Below are 18,984 nucleotides of genomic sequence, written 5' to 3'. Positions count from 1 at the left end.
ATTTACTACACTTCCAATAATAATAACCACAATATAAGTGGTTGATTTAAGATAAGTTTGTCATGACAACTTTTGCTCGAACACTGTTGCTTTTTGCATGTTGCCTCTTGAGTTTGAATGTAAAAGCCGAAGCCCCTTTAATTGCTCATTATAAAGTCGCGACTGAAGCGGATGATGTCGTCACTCGTGTTCTTTTCAATGCTGCTTCAGAGGAGTTTGGCTTTACCGTTCAATACGTGAACTACTCCAGCTTTGATGCCATTCTAAATTCAGTAGCGAATGGGGAAGCGGACTTTGCTGCGAATATCACTTACACACAAGAACGTGCTCAACGTTTTAGTTATTCCCGCCCAACAAATATCGAATATACCTACCTCTTTGGTTTAAAAGATTCGACGTTGAGTGACATTTCGCGTGTTGGCGTCCCCAAAGATACAGTTTATGCCCAATTACTTAAACAACACTACCCTGAGCTAGAACAGATCTCTTATCAAGGTCACGAACAAGCAGTAACACTGCTACGTTCAGGTGCTGTGGACGGCGTTGTCGATGCCATTAACCAGCTCAAGCCGATGCTGATGGAGGGGTTTGACGCCAAGATGCTCAATGATCAGATTTCGATAAAGCCCGTATCCATCATCAGTAAAAAAGATCATCATCTTGAAGAGTTGGACACGTTCGCTACGTTTATTCACGGGGAAGCGGTGCAAAAGCAGCTTCGCGAAGAAATTTCCCAGTATCAATTTGAATTAAGGCGAGCAGCGTTGCGTGATTCTATTCGTTTATTACCCCTTGATTTTAATGAACCAATACGGATTAAGCTCGAATCTATCTTTCCATATGTTGTATACAACGCAGATGGTAGTGTCGAAGGGATGACGGCTGATGTAGTCCTGAGAAGTTGTGAGATCTTGGCTTTAAACTGCTTGATCATTAGTGAGCCTGGTGAAAGCTGGGGTTCTATGTACCATGAGTTTATCCAAGGTAATTTCGAAATTTTGGCGCCGTTAACGGTCAGCCGTGAGCGGCGCGCATTTAGCTACTTTCCAAAGTCCCATTACGCGCCAGCATCGGTGATGGTCAAGCGTTTAGGTTACAAGCCGAGCACATACTCTCATGTTTCACAGTTGATATCTGAGCGGATTGGCGTAGTTAAGGATGACTTTTTCGATCAAATGATGACGCAACTGTTACCGCTAAAAGAACTCAAACGTTATCGTACTCAACAAGAGCTCATTCAGGGGCTATTAAATGAAGAAGTCGATTACATTCCGATGGATACGGCGATGCTCAATCATTTTTTACGTCTCAGTGAACTGGTTCCGATAGAGCAGGATACCGCTATTGGCGAGTTTTATGAGTCTCAACTCTCTGTTGGATTGGTCGCGAATGAAAAAGGAGCCATGCTTGCGCCTTTCTTCAGTCGAGCGATAGCGATGTTAGAAGTTGATAAGATCATTGCTCAGTACGATGTACGCCCAGATTGGCGTACCGCACTTGAATATGAGATTCGATTAGCGACGCAAACACAAGCTGTGTTTATCTTTGTATTATTGTTTGCTATTTGTGTTTCGCTTTATCTTTACCGTCAATCGAACACTGACAACTTAACAGGGTTAAGGAATCGTCGTGCGTTGCAAGTAAAGTATCGAAAAGGAGTAAACAAAGATCTATCCATACTTTACTTAGACATTAATCATTTCAAACGAATCAATGACACTTATGGGCATCGCGCTGGGGACGAAGTTTTACAACTACTGGCGCTAAAAATTCATTATGTCTGGTCGGGAAGATGTTATCGAATTGGAGGGGATGAGTTCATATTGCTGGGTTATCCAACGCAAGCCGAGTTAACTAGAGCAATGAGAGAGCTCAGTAGAATCGATGTGAAAGGCAAATTATGTAGTGATTTGGAGTCTATAAGTATCTCTATTGGTTTCTCTGCAAAAAGGGAACGGCACATGAGCTTAGAGCAAGCGATGCATTTGGCTGATGAAGACATGTACATGAGTAAGCAGTCCTCACGGCACGACTCCTCTTATCGTGACTGCACGGTTTCATCATAAAGGAATGAATTGATCGAGTTTTGTTCAAACGGTAATGAAATGATGAAATTCAAGGTTTTTGCTCTTGCATTATGAGAGCTGATACTGAATAATCGCCCCATCGATTGAGGCAAGACCTCTCGAAAAGAATTATGGGGCTCTGGTCCTCTCGCAACAATAGCTCGTGAACTCGGTCAGGTCCGGAAGGAAGCAGCCGCAGCGTGTGACTTGTGTGCCGGGATGTGGCTGGGGTCCCACCCTTTGAAAGCCCTGCGTTATCGCAGGGCTTTTTTCGTTTTTGAGCCTTCTTTTATTTTGGCTACGCTTGGTGTTCAACGTCTTCTGATGATCAAGCTTCTTGAGGTTATTTAGGTATAATTTATAATCTCATCCGCTTGATACCGAACTGTCGTGAAGATTGTTTAGGGTACGCTCGCCGAATAACCATTTTCACCTGGGATACTTTAATGATTTCAAAAAAACAATTAAAACTGCTTCGTGCTTTAGGCCAAAAGAAACAGCGTAAAGCGCATGGCTTATTCCTAGTTCAGGGTGAAAAGAACGTACTAGAGCTAGCAAGTAGTTCATTGAAGGTGAAGCAGGTTTTTGCAACAGCGGCATTTCTCGAACAAAATGCTGGTACGCTAAATCGTTTTGATTGTGTTGAAGCATCGCTTGATGAATTGACCAAAGCGAGCACGCTTGTGAGCAATAATGCGGCCATTGCTGTGGTTGAAATTCCGAGTGTAAAAGAGCCTCAAGCGAAAGGCTTGATGATTGCGCTAGATGGTGTATCCGACCCTGGTAATCTAGGTACGATTATTCGTGTTGCAGACTGGTATGGCATCAAGCACATTATTGCGAGTACAGATTGTGCTGATCCTTATAATCCTAAAACGATCAGTGCGACCATGGGCAGCTTTGGCCGCGTACAAGTGAGTTTGGTGGATTTGCCAAGTTACTTGGAACACGCCAAATTGCCAGTATATGGCGCGTTTTTGGAAGGAGAGAGCGTTCATAAAACGGATTTCGCTGCTGAAGGTATTTTGTTGATGGGCAGCGAATCTCATGGTGTGCGCGAAGCCGCAGCAAAATTCGTGACAGATAAAATCACGATTCCGGCGTTTGGCGGTGCCGAATCACTGAATGTCGCGATGGCGACTGGCATTATTTTAGACAACATGCGCCGCCAACATAGCTAACGCAACAATTACTTAATAACAAAGCCAGTCAATTTGACTGGCTTTGTTGTATTTATTGCCTAGAAAAATCAGCCTGGCTGAATCTTGCGTTTAACGAAATACAGTGAATGTTGTTCGGTGAGTTAATTTTGTTTTAGTTCAATAGGCTGTGCCTATAAATAAAATTACTCCTTTCCATTTAGTAAAATCAGGAAATTAGGCGACACTTATCTAAAGGCCGCAATAAAATGCCCTTAAGGAGATAAGAATGCATTCATTAAAAGTAAAAGATTACATGACGTTGCAAGCGGTGACTTTCACGAAAGATATGTCACTTTCGGCAGCTTTAAACAAAGTAATGCAAAGTGTCACACTAGGTGGCCCTGTCATTGATGAAAATGAAAAAGTGGTTGGGTTTTTATCGGAGCAAGACTTATTAGATAAGTTGGTGAAAGCAAGTTATCACTGCCAAGATACACATACGGTACAAGAGTGTATGCATGATGATGTCTTATCTGTTTCTCCAGAAATGTCAGTAATTGAACTGGCTGACATGATGAAAGTTGGAAAGCCGAAAATGTATCCAGTGGTGGATGGCAAAGGTAAGTTGGTTGGTGTTATCACAAGAAGAGACGTGCTGCGTGCCATAGGAATGACATTAAATGAGTGCTTTAAGCATCCCGTTTAACCTCTCTGTTTAAACTTTACGGAATATTGCTTTTAAACTGGTTTGGAAAGACGCTTCGGCGTCTTTTTTATTTTCTATCGCCGAACTGTACAAATTTATCTTGACCTTGGAGCTTACTCTAAGGTTTATCCTTAGCAATAGGTAAATCACCGATACCAATAAGGAAAAAATTATGTGTACAAAACATCAAGGTTGCCAATCTAGCAAAATCAAAACTGCGGTGCCGCTTGGTGCAAGCGAGTCATGCTGTGCGCCAGTAAAATCTTCGCTCAATATCTCTCAGGCCAGTGTTGATGTTTCTGAAAGCTCTTGCTGTAGTGGAGGAGGCCGCAGCGTAGATACAGGCGAGGAAGACGATCCCACAAGGGAGAGTAATTCCTCCGTTCGGAACGCTTGGCTTGTGTCAGGTATGGATTGCCCATCTTGTGCGCAAAAGCTTGAGAAAGCCATTACGTCTTTACAAGGCGTCAGCCAAGCCAAGGTTTTGTTTGCAACAGAAAAACTGGTCGTCGATTTTGATGGTCGAGAGCTGATAGCTACGATAGAGCAGACAGCCCAAAAAACGGGTTTCCCGCTCTCTTCACTGGATGCTCCAAAACCAAGCACTACAAAGAAAGGCTGGCTTGGCGTCATAAGAGACAACATCCAAATTCTCTCGATTGCTGGTGCAATGGCTACTGCGGCAGTAATTTCTAAGATCGACCCTCAAATAAGCGCTTGGTTATTCACTTTGACGTGTTTACTTGGTTTATACCCAATCGCGCTCAAAGCATTTAAGTTGGCGCGTAGCGGTACGCCTTTTGCGATTGAAACGTTAATGAGTGTAGCGGCGCTCGGCGCTTTATATTTAGGTGAAACCGGCGAAGCCGCAATGGTGTTATTGCTTTTCCTTATTGGTGAAAAGTTAGAAGCATATGCATCATCTCGCGCGCGAAGCGGTGTCCAGGCGTTAATGGACTTAGTCCCAGAAAATTCAATTTTAATTATTGATGGAGAGCGTAAAGAAGTACCAGCTGCTCAGCTTAAACCAGGGGATACCATAGAAGTCGCACCCGGAGGTCGTTTGCCTGCCGACGGTGTTTTGCAAGATGCGCTTGCGAGTTTTGACGAAAGTGCGTTAACGGGAGAATCTGTTCCCGTTGAACATCAAACCGGTGGCAAAGTGATGGCCGGGGCTGTGGTTGTCGATAAAGTGGTTCGCTTACAGGTGACTTCCCGTCAGGGCGAGAATGCGATAGACCGAATTCTTCATTTGATTGAAGAAGCCGAATCTCGTAAGGCACCATTAGAACGCTTTCTTGATAAATTTAGCCGTTGGTATACGCCGCTAATGATGTTGGTGTCTCTGATGGTTATCGTTACGCCGCCATTACTATTTGCCCAACCGTGGGAAACGTGGATCTATCGAGGACTCGCCCTGCTGTTGATTGCTTGTCCATGTGCATTAGTCATTTCAACGCCTGCGGCGATCACTTCTGGCTTGGCGGCAGCTGCTAAGCGGGGCGCATTGATCAAAGGTGGTGCGGCGCTTGAGTTGCTTGGCAAGGTTGAGTCTGTCGCATTTGATAAAACTGGGACACTGACGCAAGGTAAACCAGAAGTGACTGACGTCTTTGCTTTTGATATGGATGAAGACAAGTTACTTAGCCTAACTGCGTCAATCGAGGTTGGTTCAAGTCATCCTCTAGCGGTTTCTTTAGTTACCAAAGTGCAAGAGCAGGGGCTTACTATTCCTGAAGCGTTGGATAAAACCGCGCAAGTAGGCTCTGGTGTCACTGGTTACGTCGATGGAAAAATGGTCCAAGTGGTCACGCCTTCAAAGGCAGACTTTCCACTTTCTCAAGAAGCCAAAGAGCAAGTGGTTACGTTGGAACAACAAGGTAAAACGGTTGTCATTGTGCGTTTCGATGACGAGGTCATTGGCGTGATCGCATGGCAAGATACATTGCGCTCAGATGCCCAGCAAGCCATCGCAATGTTGAAGGAACTTGGGGTCACGTCGGTGATGCTAACGGGTGACAACCCGAGAAGTGCAGAAGCAATGGCAAATAGAATAGGCTTGGATTATAAAGCGAGTTTGTTACCTGCAGACAAGGTGCATTACGTCGAGAAGCTATCACAACAACATACCGTTGCGATGGTGGGAGACGGTATCAATGATGCTCCAGCCATGAAAGCTTCGAGTATCGGCATTGCGATGGGAGGCGGTACGGATGTTGCGCTCGAGACTGCTGATGCGGCGTTAACACACAACCGGTTGATTGAGCTACCTGCCATGATAGAACTGTCGCGTGCGACGCTAAGTAACATTCGTCAGAATGTCGCGTTAGCGCTAGGTTTGAAAGGTGTATTCTTAGTGACAAGTTTACTTGGTGTTACTGGGTTGTGGGTTGCTGTATTAGCCGACAGTGGTGCAACAGCACTGGTGACATTGAATGCGTTGAGATTACTTCGTTTTGAGTCCAAGCAGATTAAATAACTGACCTAACCATTGATCCCACTCATTAATAGCCCGAGGCATTCGTGTATCGGGCTTTTTTTAACCGTATTAACCTGATGCGATCAGACGTTTTTCTTGTCCTTGAAATCACGCATTGCTATGCAACAAAATGATCTAACGCCCCTTAAAGTGTGATCAATACCAGTTTTGTTTGAAATTTCATTTTCATTACATTTTGTCATTGTGATTGCGATCACTCTATGTTGGTGAAAGGTTCGCTACAGTGCATCTGTACCCAATAACTGATTAATGAGCTTATTGTTCATAAAATAAGCCACAATAAGGAGCGACTTATGTCTCAAGCTGTATTCCATTTAGGTGTTACTGAAGCTGATCTTAATGGTGCGACTCTAGCGATCATTCCTGGTGACCCAGCGCGTGTTCAAAAAATCGCAGAACAAATGGAAAATCCAGTATTTCTAGCAAGCCATCGTGAATACACGCTATACCGTGCAGAGCTAGACGGTAAACCTGTTGTGGTTTGTTCTACAGGTATTGGTGGTCCTTCTACCTCTATCGCAGTTGAGGAATTGGCACAGCTTGGTGTTCGCACTTTCCTACGTGTTGGTACAACGGGTGCAATTCAACCGCATGTAAACGTGGGTGACATGATCGTAACGACGGGGTCAGTTCGTCTTGACGGTGCGAGCCTACACTTTGCTCCTATGGAATTCCCAGCAGTTGCTGACTTTGAAGTAGCAACCGCAATGAAAGCAGCGGTAGAAGAGTCTGGCGCTACAGTTCACATGGGTGTGACTGCATCAAGCGACACGTTCTACCCTGGTCAAGAACGTTACGATACGTTCTCTGGTCGTGTTGTTAAGCGTTTCCAAGGCTCTATGCAAGAATGGCAAGACATGGGCGTACTTAACTTCGAGATGGAGTCTGCAACACTGCTAACAATGTGTGCGAGCTCTGGTTTAAAAGCGGGTTGTGTGGCAGGTGTTATCATCAACCGTACACAAAAAGAGATTCCAGATCATTCAACTCTGAAAGAAACGGAAGCGCGTTCAATTAAAGTGGTTGTAGAAGCAGCGCGTAAAATGCTTTAAGCCCCTATAGTTGGCATTTAAACAAACAGAAAAAACCAGAGGCTAACCTCTGGTTTTTTTCTAGTTATAGAAATGCGTACAGCTAAAATTTAGGTATAAAAAAAGCAGCATTAATGCTGCTTTTTATCGTTGTGAATTTTAGCTTTTCTTAATGGCACTATATCTCGTCTGAACCGCCCGCGTCTTTAAACCAAGCCGTTAAGTGCGTTCTTAAATCTTTAAGCTCATCAGGGCCAATCAGGGCTAGCCCTAAGTCTTCAGCACGAGTAATGTCATTGTGACGAAGAGGACGGAAGCTCACCAACATTGCGCGCGCTTGTAAGCCACCTAATAGATCGCGAAGCGATTCTAACTTATATAAAGTATCGTCGCCGTCATCTCTCATGCCTTTGGTTTTGCACTCGATGATGTGCAGCTTGTTGTTTACAACTGTTGCGACATCTAACTCATTGCGTACTTCACTTTCACCAAGTTTGCGATAAACCTGAACATTTAACGATCGATCTTGGATCGTCGGCATGGTGTCTTGGATTTGCTTCACGGTGCTGTGAACCAAAGTCTCTAACCACTCACCGTTTGAAAAGCGTCGAGCATCTTCATCTGCAAACGTTAAAACGCCCTTCTCATAGGTGGCGATTTCAGCTTCTACTAAATCTGAAAGCAACATGTTGAGCTCACGGTAGCCCTGCTGTTTTTCGGAGAGCTCGACATCAAGCTTTTGTTCTTTGCGGCATGTGGTTGCAAGGTAGTTAAGTGTTGCTAGACCTGGCCCAAGCTCAAGCGCATTTGAGGCCCATCGTTCACCAAGTTCATACAATTTTTTATCAAGAAGAGGTGGTAAATCAACGTGGTGAAACTCGCCGCGTGCACCAAAGATAGTGAGGTAATCTGCAATCGTAATGTGATCTTCGACTTGGGTATCTTCTTTGCCATCAGGGTATAACCAACAAAGCTTATCGCTACTAGGCTCTACCACAAAAATTGGCCAGCGATAGGTACGGAAAACTTCGTACACCGACAACAAGCGATGACGAAGACCACAGCTCGCGTTCAATTTTACATCTTCGCCGCGTTCATGGAGGTCTTTTGCCAGTTTTTGAATTGCTTGTTTGATCAGAGATGTATTAACAGCGGATGGAATTTCAAAAAATTCAGAAGTAATTTCTCGTTGATCTAAAACGGCACTCAGTCGGTCAAATATATCTAACTGGCTCTTGTCTCCGATGAAGACGATATGTGTGCTTAGCGTACGATTATCTAATAGAGGAGTGACCAATCTCACTGGGTCTTGGTCGATAATACCAACATGAACAGCCATAGATTTTCCTTTTTATGAGGCCGCTCGAAAAGAGTTGTGCAAGGGGATGAGCTGGCCTTATTAATCATATGTAGACATGGCCGACAAAAAACAAGGGCGACTTAACAAAAAGTCGCCCTTATACAGTTGATTGCACTAATTAATGCTCTTAGTTATAAAGTATTTATAACTTAAAGCGGTGGACCAATTCATTTTGCTGATGAGCCAAGTGGGTCAGTGATTCACTGGTTTGTGCGATACTCGACATGGCTTGGAAACTTTCATCGGCGATACTGTTGATATCTTCAATGCTGCGAGCAATGTCTGTTGATGTTTCACTTTGCTCTGCTGCTGCTTGTGAAATGTGCGTACTCATTTGGCTGATTTCGATGATTAGCGCCTGGATCTCTTCCATTGAGCTGTTCGCTTTTGATGCTTGCTCAACCGACATCTCCATATCGCTCATACAGCTTTGTATGACTTGGTTCGCCGATTGCGAGCTAGCTTGCAGATTACTGATCATGGATTCAATTTCAGTGGTTGATTGAGTCGTTCTTGATGCGAGTACTCGTACTTCATCTGCCACTACCGCGAAGCCGCGACCTTGTTCACCAGCGCGAGCCGCTTCAATTGCCGCGTTCAATGCCAGTAGGTTGGTTTGCTCCGCAATGTTGCGGATCACATCAAGGATAGACCCAATTTGACCACTCATCTTTTGTAGCTCAGAAACTGCGGAGACCGATTCGTTCAAACGTGTTTCTAGTTGATTAATGGTTGAGATGTTACTGCTCATAACATTTCTGCCTTCTTCAGAGGCAGATTCGACGCGTTGCACCATTTCTAGCGAGCCTTGCGCACTTTGCGCGACTTCCTGCACTGAATGAGACATTTCTGTCATCGCAGTAGCGACGTTTGCTGTTTGTTCGCGTTGAGAGCTCAATTTAATTTGTGCTTGCGAAGAGGTGCGTTCGTTGGTTGTCGCGGTTGACGATAGGTTTTCTGACGCTTCGTTGAGTTTCACCAAGATCTCGTGAAGGTTGTCGGCGAGTGAGTTAATGTGTCCACTCACACGGCTGAATTCGTTGTTATAGCGAATATCGATACGCTGTGTCATATCACCTTCAGTCAGGCCTTCTAACACTTTTAGAATACGAGTCAACGGTTCGCGAACGCTTTGTGCGATGTGGTAGCCAATCGCTGTCGCGAGTAAAACGACAATAACGCCAATGATGATGGCTTTCGTTACACCCGCTGAATATATGTCACCTGCATCTGCCAATGATTCATTGAGCTTATCTGTTGCGGTTGTCGTGAATTGCTCAAGAATCGCCATGGTTGAATCCACTTTATTTGCTAGGTTGGCGATATTGTTATACAAAGCGGCGCGGGCATTGAGGTAATTATTATGTTGGTCTAGCACACCGCCACGCATACCAACGTCACGAGTAAATTGCTCTACAGATTCGCCAAAAGCTTTTTCTAGCTCAGGAAGCTGAGTCACCAACCCGCGGAATGCGTAATTCAAGTGCGTTACTGCTTTGCGGTTTTTAGCTACGGCTTGCGTAACAAACTCAGGGTTGGAACTGGCGAGGGCATCAGAGGTAATTACTTCGGCATCTTTTAACTTGATAAAGTAGCTCTTTGCCATGACTTTGACAGAAATGCTGGTTTGATCTGCCACATATTCTTTAAGACCAACCGAAAGTTCGGTATTCAGTTTTTGGAAGCGGCGTGAGGATTTTTGCACTTCTTCTTGAGCCGCAAACATTGCTTCGTAGTTGTCCATGGCCTCTAGAGCTTCTGTAAAATAGCTCTGCTCTAACGTTTTTAACTGTGAAAACGGTTCGGCAAGAGAAGGGTAGATTTGGCTTGCGGTTTTCAGTTGAGCCAATGTGGATTCGAAGCGCTGTTGAGATCTAGCAAATTCCTGACGCATTTCATCCATGCGTTGTTTATTCTCTGTCGTCAGGAAGTCTTTAAATGATTTGTCGGCAGAAAGCAGCTCAACACTGGTTTGATTAGATAACGATACCAACGGTAGGGATGATTTAGAAACCGTGCCAAATTTTCCGTGAATATCACTCATTCCTCCCATCATAATGGCAATTGTGACGGCAAATAGGATGATGATCAGTGCAAAGCCGGCATACATCCTTTTAATAACTGAACCTCGCATAAGTGAGCTTCCTCTCCCAAAAATAGACAAGCTACCCAAGTATTTTTGAATTTACTTGGGTATAAAAATAATAATTGTCTTAAAAAAGTAACAAAATTCATTGGATTGTATTCAGTTTGTGATGCGCATTTTATGACACACACGACAAAAAAAGCTTCGTTAATTAGCATTTGATTAATAATGTTAAGTGAACACTGTTTTTATTGAGCTCCGCTTTTGGTTGGAGCATACTAATTGGGGTCTAATTACGTTTATAAAATGGAGTCCTCATGGCGGAAGAAACGATCTTTAGTAAAATTATTCGCAAGGAAATCCCTGCCGATATCCTTTATCAAGATGATTTGGTGACTGCGTTTCGCGACATTAACCCTCGCACACCAAGCCATATTCTCATTATTCCGAATAAACTGATCCCAACAACGAATGATGTAGAAGCTGAAGATGAAGCAATGATGGGGCGTTTGTTCACTGTTGCTAGAAAGTTAGCGAAAGAAGAAGGTATTGCTGAAGACGGCTATCGCCTGATCGTTAATTGTAATCCACATGGTGGCCAAGAGGTTTACCATATTCACATGCACCTACTAGGCGGCCGCCCTCTAGGTCCAATGGTATTGAGCTAAGCTTTTAAAAGTGGGTGGCGATTCACCCGCTTCTTTTTCCTGTCGAATGACACATTTGTGGAGATAAATGTGAAACTAGGTGTAAAGCTGTTAGGGCTGATGAGCTGGGCTTTAATGGCCTCTGGCTGCGCGAATTTATCTGCGGGCAATCTGTTTAGCCATTACAGCAACCAGAATCAAGAAGTTTATCAAGCCGTTGTTGCAGGGGAATATGCCAAAGCAAAACAACTTCAATCAAGTGAAGTGGGTGGCGAGATACTTGGCAATTTTGAAAAAGGTCGTATCTCTTTTCTTGCTGAAGATTACCCGACAAGTTTGAATGCGCTAGAAAGCAGCGATCGTGCCGTACGTGTCCAACAAGATCGAGCGACGATATCTGTGTCAGACACGGCAACGAGCGTCGGCTCTCTCGCAGTGAACGACAATCTCCAAGATTATCATCCCGCCGATTACGAACTTGGCTTTTTGCACCTGTATCTAGGACTAAATTACTTACAGAAAAACGATTTAGAAGGGGCACTAGTTGAAGTGCGTCGAGCTAATCAAGTTCAGGAAGCAGCAAGAAAGGCGCGTGAAAAAGAGCTAAAAGCAGCAGAGAAAGACCTTAACAAGCAAGGCATGTCTGCCAATTTAGGCAGTGTGTTAGCGAACTACCCTGATGCTGGTAAAAAACTAAGCGCGGTACAAAATGGTTATCTGTTCTATCTTTCTGGCTTGTTATATGAAGCGTCGCGAGACTTAAACAGTGCTTATGTTGATTACCGACGAGCACTCGCTGTAATGCCAGACAACAAGCAAGTTGTGGAAAGCACCTTATACGCTGCTAAGAAGCTGGGCATGCGTGAAGACTTGCGCATGCTAGAGAAGCGGTATGGCAAAGCACCTTCTGGATTAACTCAGTCACAAGGGCGAGTCATCGTTATTGATGAGCAGGGTGTTGTTGAGGCGATGAAAGGGTGGCGTATTGATTTACCGATTTACGACAGTCGCGATAATGGCGCGATTTATTCGTTGGCGCTTCCTTATTATCAGAACCGAGGTGCTCAACGTTTTAGCGATGTTGTTTTAAATGGTCAGGTATTGCCTTCCAGTACGCTGACTGATGTTAATGCGATGGCGCAAAACGATCTTAATGAACGTCTTACTACAATAGTGATCCGTCAAGCTCTTCGTGTTTGGGCAAAAGATCGAATCCGAAAAGAGGCGGCGAAAAAAGGCGATGATGTGGGCAACATACTTTTCAATGTATGGAACACATTGACCGAACAGCCAGATACAAGAAGTTGGCAAACATTGCCAGCGCAAGTGAAAACGGCTTCAAAAATCGTGAAACCGGGAACACAAAGTTTAAACTTGGGTGATCAAACCTATCAGTTTGAAGTGCCTGCACAGCAGACTACATTGGTATGGGTATCTCGTCAGGGAGCACACTCAACCGTGTGGCATAAACAGCTAGGGAGACTGTAATGAAAGCATGGCTTGTTTGTTTAGCAATGGCTATTGGTTTAGTTGGATGCGCCGAAAACACGGCTGGTATTCGAATTGATGGCCAAACGCAAAAAGTATTTTTTAATGATAACGTTTTAGGTAGTCGCTTATTAGTTGACAACATCACCACCACTTACGTTGATGATCGCCCACGAGGAGTCGTGCAGCTGAGTAGCAATTACAAAGGTGATCAGCACATTCTTTACCGATTTTATTGGTATGACAACAATGGTTTAGAAGTGAATACCAAACCTGGTCCGTGGCGAAAAATGATTGTGCGAGGATTTGAGCAAGTCACGTTATCTGAAGTTACTGTGAATCCAAATGGCACAAAATTCCGTGTGCAAATTAGAGAAGCACAAGACGATTAATCTTAACGGCTCTGCCGAAGCTGCCGCGCTAACGATGCGCTGGTATTGAAAAACTAAGGAACTCTCATGAAAAAAAGTATTATTGCTCTTTTAGGTCTTGCCGTCATTTTAGGTGGCTGTTCTAACAAAGTCTCTTACGGCGATGCGCAAGCAACAGAAACCACGACTATCGATTTTGGCTCAACAGATTTACAAAAAATCGCGGCTGAAATGGTGGATAGCATGATGATGTCGGGCTCTGTAGCAGCAATTACTCGTGACCAACGTCCTATCGTTTTTGTTGAGCGAATTAAGAACAAAACCAGTGAACATATTGACACTGAATCCATTACTGACACGATCTCTACTAAGATGTTGAACTCAGGTAAGTTCCGTTTTGTTGATATGGATCGTGTTGAGTCTGTGCGTGAACAACTTAACTTCCAAAACACGGATGAGCTTGTTAACCAAAGCACAGCTATCCAATTTGGTAAAATGGTTGGTGCTCAATACATGCTTTACGGCAACCTATCTAGCATTGTGAAAAATGCAGGTAGCGATAAAGATGTATACTACAAGATGACCATGCGCCTAATGGACCTAGAAACAGGTTTGATTGAGTGGGCGGATGAAACTGAAATTCGTAAAGCGCAATCTAAGAGCCTATTCGGTCTTTAATCGAACAGGGTGGAGAAGTCATCAATGGCATGGTTTTCTTGGCAACAAGCAAAACAGTTAGATGCGAGTCTTAATGCTCTCGATGGCTTCTTTACGGAGCCTCCGGTAAAAGTACAAACTGTTACCGGGGGGCTAACCAACCGCTGTTGGCGGTTGGAATCTTCTCAAGGCCTTACATACATCTGGCGACCGACCAGTCATGTCTGCAAGGCTTTTTCAATTTCTCGTCACAGTGAATATCAAGTGCTGAATGCAGTCTCTTCATTGGAAATTGGCCCCAAGCCAGTTTTTATTCATGAGCAAGGGTTGCTGGTGGAATGGATAGAAGGAGAGGCACTGACGGAATCAGGCTTAGCACTAAGCAATTTATTATCCATTGCGGCGAAGATTCATCAATATCCGATAAGCGCAATTCCTTTGGTTCCATTTTCATATATTTCTCGCATCGATCATTATTGGCTTGAGCTTGATGGTCAGTATGTGGGTACGGAGTTTGAGGCTTTGTACATGAAGTGGCGCACGGAACCGAACGTTGCACCTGTTCCGCTTGCCCTATGTCACTTCGATCTGGGGTGTTACAACCTAGTGCGAGGGGAGAATGGGGTGAAAGTCATTGATTGGGAGTATGCCGGGATTGCTGACCCTAGGCTTGATTTGACCTTAACTATTCAGGTCGCGAATGCGCCTGTGGAAGAAGCGGTGAAGCAGTATTGCCAAATTCGCGGTATCGAAGATGTGTCTCTTTGGCTGAGAGGTGTACACGCTTGGCAACCAAGAACCTTGGTGATGGCGATGCTCTGGTATCTACTTGCCTATAAATTGTGGGGAACTGAACAATACTTAAACAGTGCGTATGAGTTGAAAGGCTCATTGTGTATGGAAGATCACTGTTTTGAGAACTCGTGATATTTTCCCCTTTAACAGTAAGGAAATAGTGGTAGTTTTAATAAAAGTACCAGATACACACAGGGAGAGGTACACATGATTATTTACTTACACGGCTTTGACAGTACAAGCCCGGGTAACCACGAAAAAGTTCTTCAACTGCAATTTATCGACGACGACGTTCGTTTTATCAATTACAGCACCCTTCACCCAAAGCACGACATGCAACACTTGTTAAAAGAAGTGTCTAAAGTTATCGATCAATCTGATGACCCAAACCCGTTAATCTGTGGGGTTGGTTTAGGTGGTTACTGGTCTGAGCGAATTGGTTTTCTATGCGGTATCAAGCAAGTGATGTTCAACCCGAACTTGCACCCAGAAAAAACGATGGCTGGTCGAATCGATCGCCCAGAAGAGTACGAAGATATCGCAACAAAATGTGTTGATCAGTTCCGAGCGAAAAATCAAGCTCACTGCTTAGTGATTCTCTCTAAAGATGATGAAGTGCATGACAATTCGAAAACGGCAGCTGAGTTAGAAAAACACTATCAAATCATTTGGGATGAAACTCAGTCTCATAAGTTCAAAAAAATCTCTCATCATTTACAAGCGATAAAGGCATTTAAAAATACTTACTAATGTTGAGTGTAGACAGTAAAGCGGCGTTTTTATTGGCTGCTTTGCTGCGATTCCTTCTCTTGAGTATGCCGAGCCACTGTCTCTTTGAAAGGCACATTTTCTTGGTTTAACGCTTTGAATATTGTGTTCTCCTTACCGTTTTCTTACTTCCCTCCTATGTAGCACGAACACCTTGTTGTAGAGTAGTCGAAAAGTAGTCAATCCGTACTCGTTACACGGATTTTGGTTGCCTTCAAAGTTGGTCTCTATATAATGAACCGGACTAAAATAATTTGATAAATATCAAAAAAAATTGAGAGCGAGTAATAAACTTGCCCAAAAAATTCTGGCGTCGTATGCGTACCAGATAAACATGCCAAACCCTGACAAGTCATTGATAGATAAAGAATCAAGGTGAGTGGCAGTTTTTTAATCCAAGTAATTGAGACACCTCTAAGAACCAAGAATTCATCGGTTGGATGGATGCCACAAATGTTTGTGAGTCATGCATCGAGCTGAACCCCATATATTCATTTTTGTAGAGGAAAATCATTGTGACACGCATTATCGTTGTAGGCGGCGGTGCAGGTGGTCTTGAGTTGGCAACTAAGCTTGGTCGAACTCTAGGTCGCAAAAACCGTGCGCAAATTACGCTAGTCGATCGAAAAGCGAGCCACTTGTGGAAGCCATTATTGCATGAGGTTGCTACAGGTTCTTTGGACGAAGGAGTAGATGCACTGAGCTATCGAGCTCATGCAAAAAACCACAGCTTCGACTTCCAAATGGGGAGTCTTCAAGACATCGACCGTGAACGTAAAGTGATCATCTTAAGTGAGCTTAAAGACGAACACGGTGAACTTCTTATGCCAAGCCGTGAGCTAGAATACGACATTCTAGTGATGGCAATTGGCTCGACATCAAACGACTTCAACACGCCTGGCGTTCGTGAAAACTGTATTTTCCTAGACAGCCCTGAGCAAGCACACCGTTTCCGTACAGAAATGAACAACGAGTTCCTAAAGCTGCACGCGAAAAACGGTAACGGTACGGTCGATATTGCTATTGTTGGTGCTGGTGCAACTGGCGTTGAACTATCAGCTGAGTTACATAATGCTGTTAAAGAGCTGCGCACTTATGGCTTCGGTGATCTTGATTCTAGCAAGTTGAACGTCAATCTGATTGAAGCAGGTGAGCGTATTTTACCAGCGTTACCTCCACGAATCTCTTCTGCTGCTCATCAAGAGTTGGTGAAGTTGGGCGTAAACGTGCGCACCGCCACTATGGTGACTAAAGCTGAAAAAGATGGCCTTACTACAAAAGATGGTGAGAAGATCCCAGCTCAAATCATGGTTTGGGCTGCGGGTATCAAAGCTCCAGACTTTATTAAAGATATCGCTGGCTTAGAAACGAACCGTATCAATCAGCTTGTAGTGAAAAACACACTACAGACAACACGAGATGATGACATCTTTGTTATTGGTGACTTAGCACAATGCACCCAGTCTGACGGTTCGTTCGTGCCGCCACGCGCTCAAGCTGCACACCAAATGGCAAGCCAGGCATTTAGTAACATCGTCGCGAAGATCAACGGGCGCGAGTTGAAAGACTATGTATATAAAGATCACGGTTCATTAGTGTCTCTAAGTCGCTTCTCAACCGTTGGTAGTCTGATGGGGAACCTAACTAAAGGGTCGATGATGGTAGAAGGCCGTATTGCTCGTGTCGTTTACATCTCATTGTATCGAATGCACCTAATGGCATTGCACGGTGTATTCAAAACCGGTCTGATGATGCTCGTCGGCCGCATTAATCGCGTGCTGCGTCCAAACCTTAAGCTGCACTAAGGTTTTAAATCCACTCTGTGTGGATGTGTTGTATCTTAAAAAATGCAGAAGCCACCGCAAGTCGGTGGCTTTTTGTTTATGTTAGATCTGTCGGTAAAAGTGAGTACACAACGCCATCTTTAGGCTTACCATGAAAAATAAAACGGTTTCTGGCGATGGCTTCTTTTTGCGCACCGACGGACTCAATTAAGGCTTGGCTAGCTTCGTTGTCGGGGTCACAAACAATCTCTAGTCGAGTTAAACTTAGCTTTGCGAAGCAGAATTCTGCTAAGGCTTTAACGGCTTCTTGGGCATAGCCTTGCCGTTGATAGCGGTCGGCAACCCAGTAACCAATACTCGCCATATTAAACGTATGATATAACTCATTAACCGCTGCCATTCCAACCAAAGTGTTACTTTGCCGCTCATAGATACCGAAACCAAAAGCCTCAGTTTTGACCCAGTTAAGACGGGTTGCCAACAGAAAGTCCTGCGCGGTTTTCAATGTGACGTTTTTATCACACCAGTCAAGCCATTGGTGCAGCGAAGGGGATTCTGCAAGTAATCGTTGTAGTGAATGTGCTTCTTCAGCAGGGATGAGCTTGAGCGCTAAGCGGGGCGCAATGATTTCAAAGTCTGGACTCATGAACTAATACGACTTCCATGTTGAGTGTAAGTAAATTGAAAGCTGTCTATTTATACTTGAACGCAGCTATTTTCCTTGCTCTGCGTTGGTTAGGAATAACTGAGGTATAGCAGATAAAAACAAAGCGCAGCTTTGCTGCGCTTTGTCGAACCGCTCGTGCTTATCGAACCCGACGAACTTGAATGATCATACCCATCAACGGGTTATCTAGGTAATGAGTCTCGCTGCTACGCATACGACGTTTTTGATCCATTCGATAACTCTTCAGGAATTTCTCTTCGGTTACTGTCGGCGATATTTCTGCCAAGTTACCGACTTGGACGTTACCATCTACTTCACCTAAGTCATCCGCCAATTGCTCAGTTGAGGTTGGTTCAAAACGCACCTCTCTAATACTTGGTTCGCGCAGATCTAGTGTTGTTTCGGCGAAGAGGTAATGCTGTACGTATATTTGGAATCGACCATCTAGTTCATATAAAGGACCATTGACCGTCTCTTCACTGTAACCGTCGCTGGAAAATGTTTGATTACTATTGCCATTGATTGGGCGGCCATCTGCTTGATAAGAATCAGAGAAATCTCGCCCGCCAACGATGCGGAAAATTGGGGCGCTAGATTTACCTCGGTCACCTTGACGCCAGGCTACGTGTTTAAGCACTTTAAAGCCGGCATGATTATTTAGTGCCGCTTCTTGCGCGTTGAGACGGAAAGAAGAACTTGGCAAAAGTGTCACGCCTTTAGAGCGGCGGTAGGATTCACTCTCTAGGCTACCGACATTTTCCATATCGATTTTTGGCAGTTGATTCGGCCAAGATTCTGTTGTGCTTTCAGCGTCGACTGCTCGCTTGAAAATGATCACTTCAATATCAAATTGGCGCTGTGCCCAAGAGGGCATTGAGACACATAGAAGCAATAACGGGATCAGTATTCTCATTCG

At 44.2% G+C, this 18,984-nt stretch carries 16 protein-coding genes and 1 other RNA gene; 13 read left to right on the top strand and 4 right to left on the bottom strand.

The genetic code is table 11. The annotated features are described in order from the left end of the window. The first annotated feature begins 62 nt into the window (after window positions 1-62). From R7093_RS13970 to udp, 6 genes are all read left to right on the top strand, one after another. Window positions 63-2,066: a GGDEF domain-containing protein gene (locus tag R7093_RS13970; RefSeq protein ID WP_005389940.1), complete on the top strand. Its 2,004-nt coding sequence runs from the start codon at window positions 63-65 to the stop codon at window positions 2,064-2,066. A gap of 137 nt (window positions 2,067-2,203) precedes the next feature. Further along, window positions 2,204-2,300: signal recognition particle sRNA small type (gene ffs / locus R7093_RS13965), an RNA gene on the top strand. A 212-nt stretch (window positions 2,301-2,512) separates the two neighbouring features. After that, the gene (locus R7093_RS13960; protein WP_047100881.1) at window positions 2,513-3,247 is read left to right on the top strand and encodes an RNA methyltransferase; all 735 of its coding nucleotides are present in this window, start codon (window positions 2,513-2,515) and stop codon (window positions 3,245-3,247) included. 247 nt (window positions 3,248-3,494) lie between these two features. After that, window positions 3,495-3,914 (top strand): CBS domain-containing protein, encoded by a 420-nt coding sequence (locus R7093_RS13955; RefSeq protein ID WP_005378483.1) that lies wholly within the window; start codon window positions 3,495-3,497, stop codon window positions 3,912-3,914. Between the two features lie 172 nt (window positions 3,915-4,086). After that, complete coding sequence (locus R7093_RS13950; protein ID WP_318146702.1) at window positions 4,087-6,393, top strand: zinc/cadmium/mercury/lead-transporting ATPase; 2,307 nt, start codon at window positions 4,087-4,089, stop codon at window positions 6,391-6,393. A 314-nt stretch (window positions 6,394-6,707) separates the two neighbouring features. After that, a complete protein-coding gene (gene udp, locus R7093_RS13945) occupies window positions 6,708-7,466 on the top strand; it encodes a uridine phosphorylase (RefSeq protein WP_005378479.1) in 759 nt (252 codons plus the stop codon). A gap of 157 nt (window positions 7,467-7,623) precedes the next feature. Here udp and R7093_RS13940 read toward each other — a convergent pair whose 3' ends face one another. After that, window positions 7,624-8,784, bottom strand: coding sequence for a DUF1887 family protein (locus tag R7093_RS13940; protein ID WP_047100876.1), 1,161 nt, complete (start codon window positions 8,782-8,784; stop codon window positions 7,624-7,626). 163 nt (window positions 8,785-8,947) lie between these two features. Then, window positions 8,948-10,939 (bottom strand): methyl-accepting chemotaxis protein, encoded by a 1,992-nt coding sequence (locus R7093_RS13935; protein ID WP_047100874.1) that lies wholly within the window; start codon window positions 10,937-10,939, stop codon window positions 8,948-8,950. Window positions 10,940-11,208: 269 nt separating this feature from the next. On the opposite strand from R7093_RS13935, the gene hinT reads away from it, so the two are divergent. The 7 genes from hinT to R7093_RS13900 all read left to right on the top strand — a co-directional run bounded on the left by hinT (window position 11,209) and on the right by R7093_RS13900 (window position 17,422). After that, window positions 11,209-11,559, top strand: coding sequence for a purine nucleoside phosphoramidase (gene hinT / locus R7093_RS13930; protein ID WP_005378473.1), 351 nt, complete (start codon window positions 11,209-11,211; stop codon window positions 11,557-11,559). Between the two features lie 69 nt (window positions 11,560-11,628). Further along, window positions 11,629-13,026, top strand: coding sequence for a COG3014 family protein (locus tag R7093_RS13925; RefSeq protein WP_025766940.1), 1,398 nt, complete (start codon window positions 11,629-11,631; stop codon window positions 13,024-13,026). Then, window positions 13,026-13,418, top strand: a complete 393-nt coding sequence (locus R7093_RS13920; protein ID WP_005378469.1) for a YcfL family protein — start codon at window positions 13,026-13,028, stop codon at window positions 13,416-13,418. The genes R7093_RS13925 and R7093_RS13920 overlap by 1 nt, the downstream gene beginning before the upstream one ends. 66 nt (window positions 13,419-13,484) lie before the next feature. Further along, the gene (gene lpoB, locus R7093_RS13915) at window positions 13,485-14,075 is read left to right on the top strand and encodes a penicillin-binding protein activator LpoB (protein WP_005378467.1); all 591 of its coding nucleotides are present in this window, start codon (window positions 13,485-13,487) and stop codon (window positions 14,073-14,075) included. Between the two features lie 24 nt (window positions 14,076-14,099). Beyond that, a complete protein-coding gene (thiK, locus tag R7093_RS13910; protein ID WP_318146701.1) occupies window positions 14,100-14,981 on the top strand; it encodes a thiamine kinase in 882 nt (293 codons plus the stop codon). 75 nt (window positions 14,982-15,056) lie between these two features. After that, complete coding sequence (gene ycfP, locus R7093_RS13905; protein WP_005378464.1) at window positions 15,057-15,599, top strand: alpha/beta hydrolase YcfP; 543 nt, start codon at window positions 15,057-15,059, stop codon at window positions 15,597-15,599. Between the two features lie 533 nt (window positions 15,600-16,132). Continuing rightward, window positions 16,133-17,422, top strand: coding sequence for an NAD(P)/FAD-dependent oxidoreductase (locus R7093_RS13900; protein WP_005378463.1), 1,290 nt, complete (start codon window positions 16,133-16,135; stop codon window positions 17,420-17,422). Between the two features lie 76 nt (window positions 17,423-17,498). On the opposite strand, the gene R7093_RS13895 is transcribed toward R7093_RS13900, so the two are convergent. Further along, a complete protein-coding gene (locus tag R7093_RS13895) occupies window positions 17,499-18,047 on the bottom strand; it encodes a GNAT family N-acetyltransferase (protein ID WP_025766936.1) in 549 nt (182 codons plus the stop codon). A gap of 160 nt (window positions 18,048-18,207) precedes the next feature. Continuing rightward, window positions 18,208-18,981 carry a peptidoglycan binding protein CsiV gene (locus R7093_RS13890; protein ID WP_213905378.1) on the bottom strand — a complete coding sequence of 258 codons (774 nt, stop codon included), beginning with the start codon at window positions 18,979-18,981 and terminating at the stop codon, window positions 18,208-18,210. Window positions 18,982-18,984 lie beyond the last annotated feature (3 nt).

Source organism: Vibrio sp. 1580, assembly GCF_033340055.1.
The sequence above is the reverse complement of the archived record's forward strand: the minus strand, read 5'-3'. Positions and strand labels throughout refer to the sequence as shown.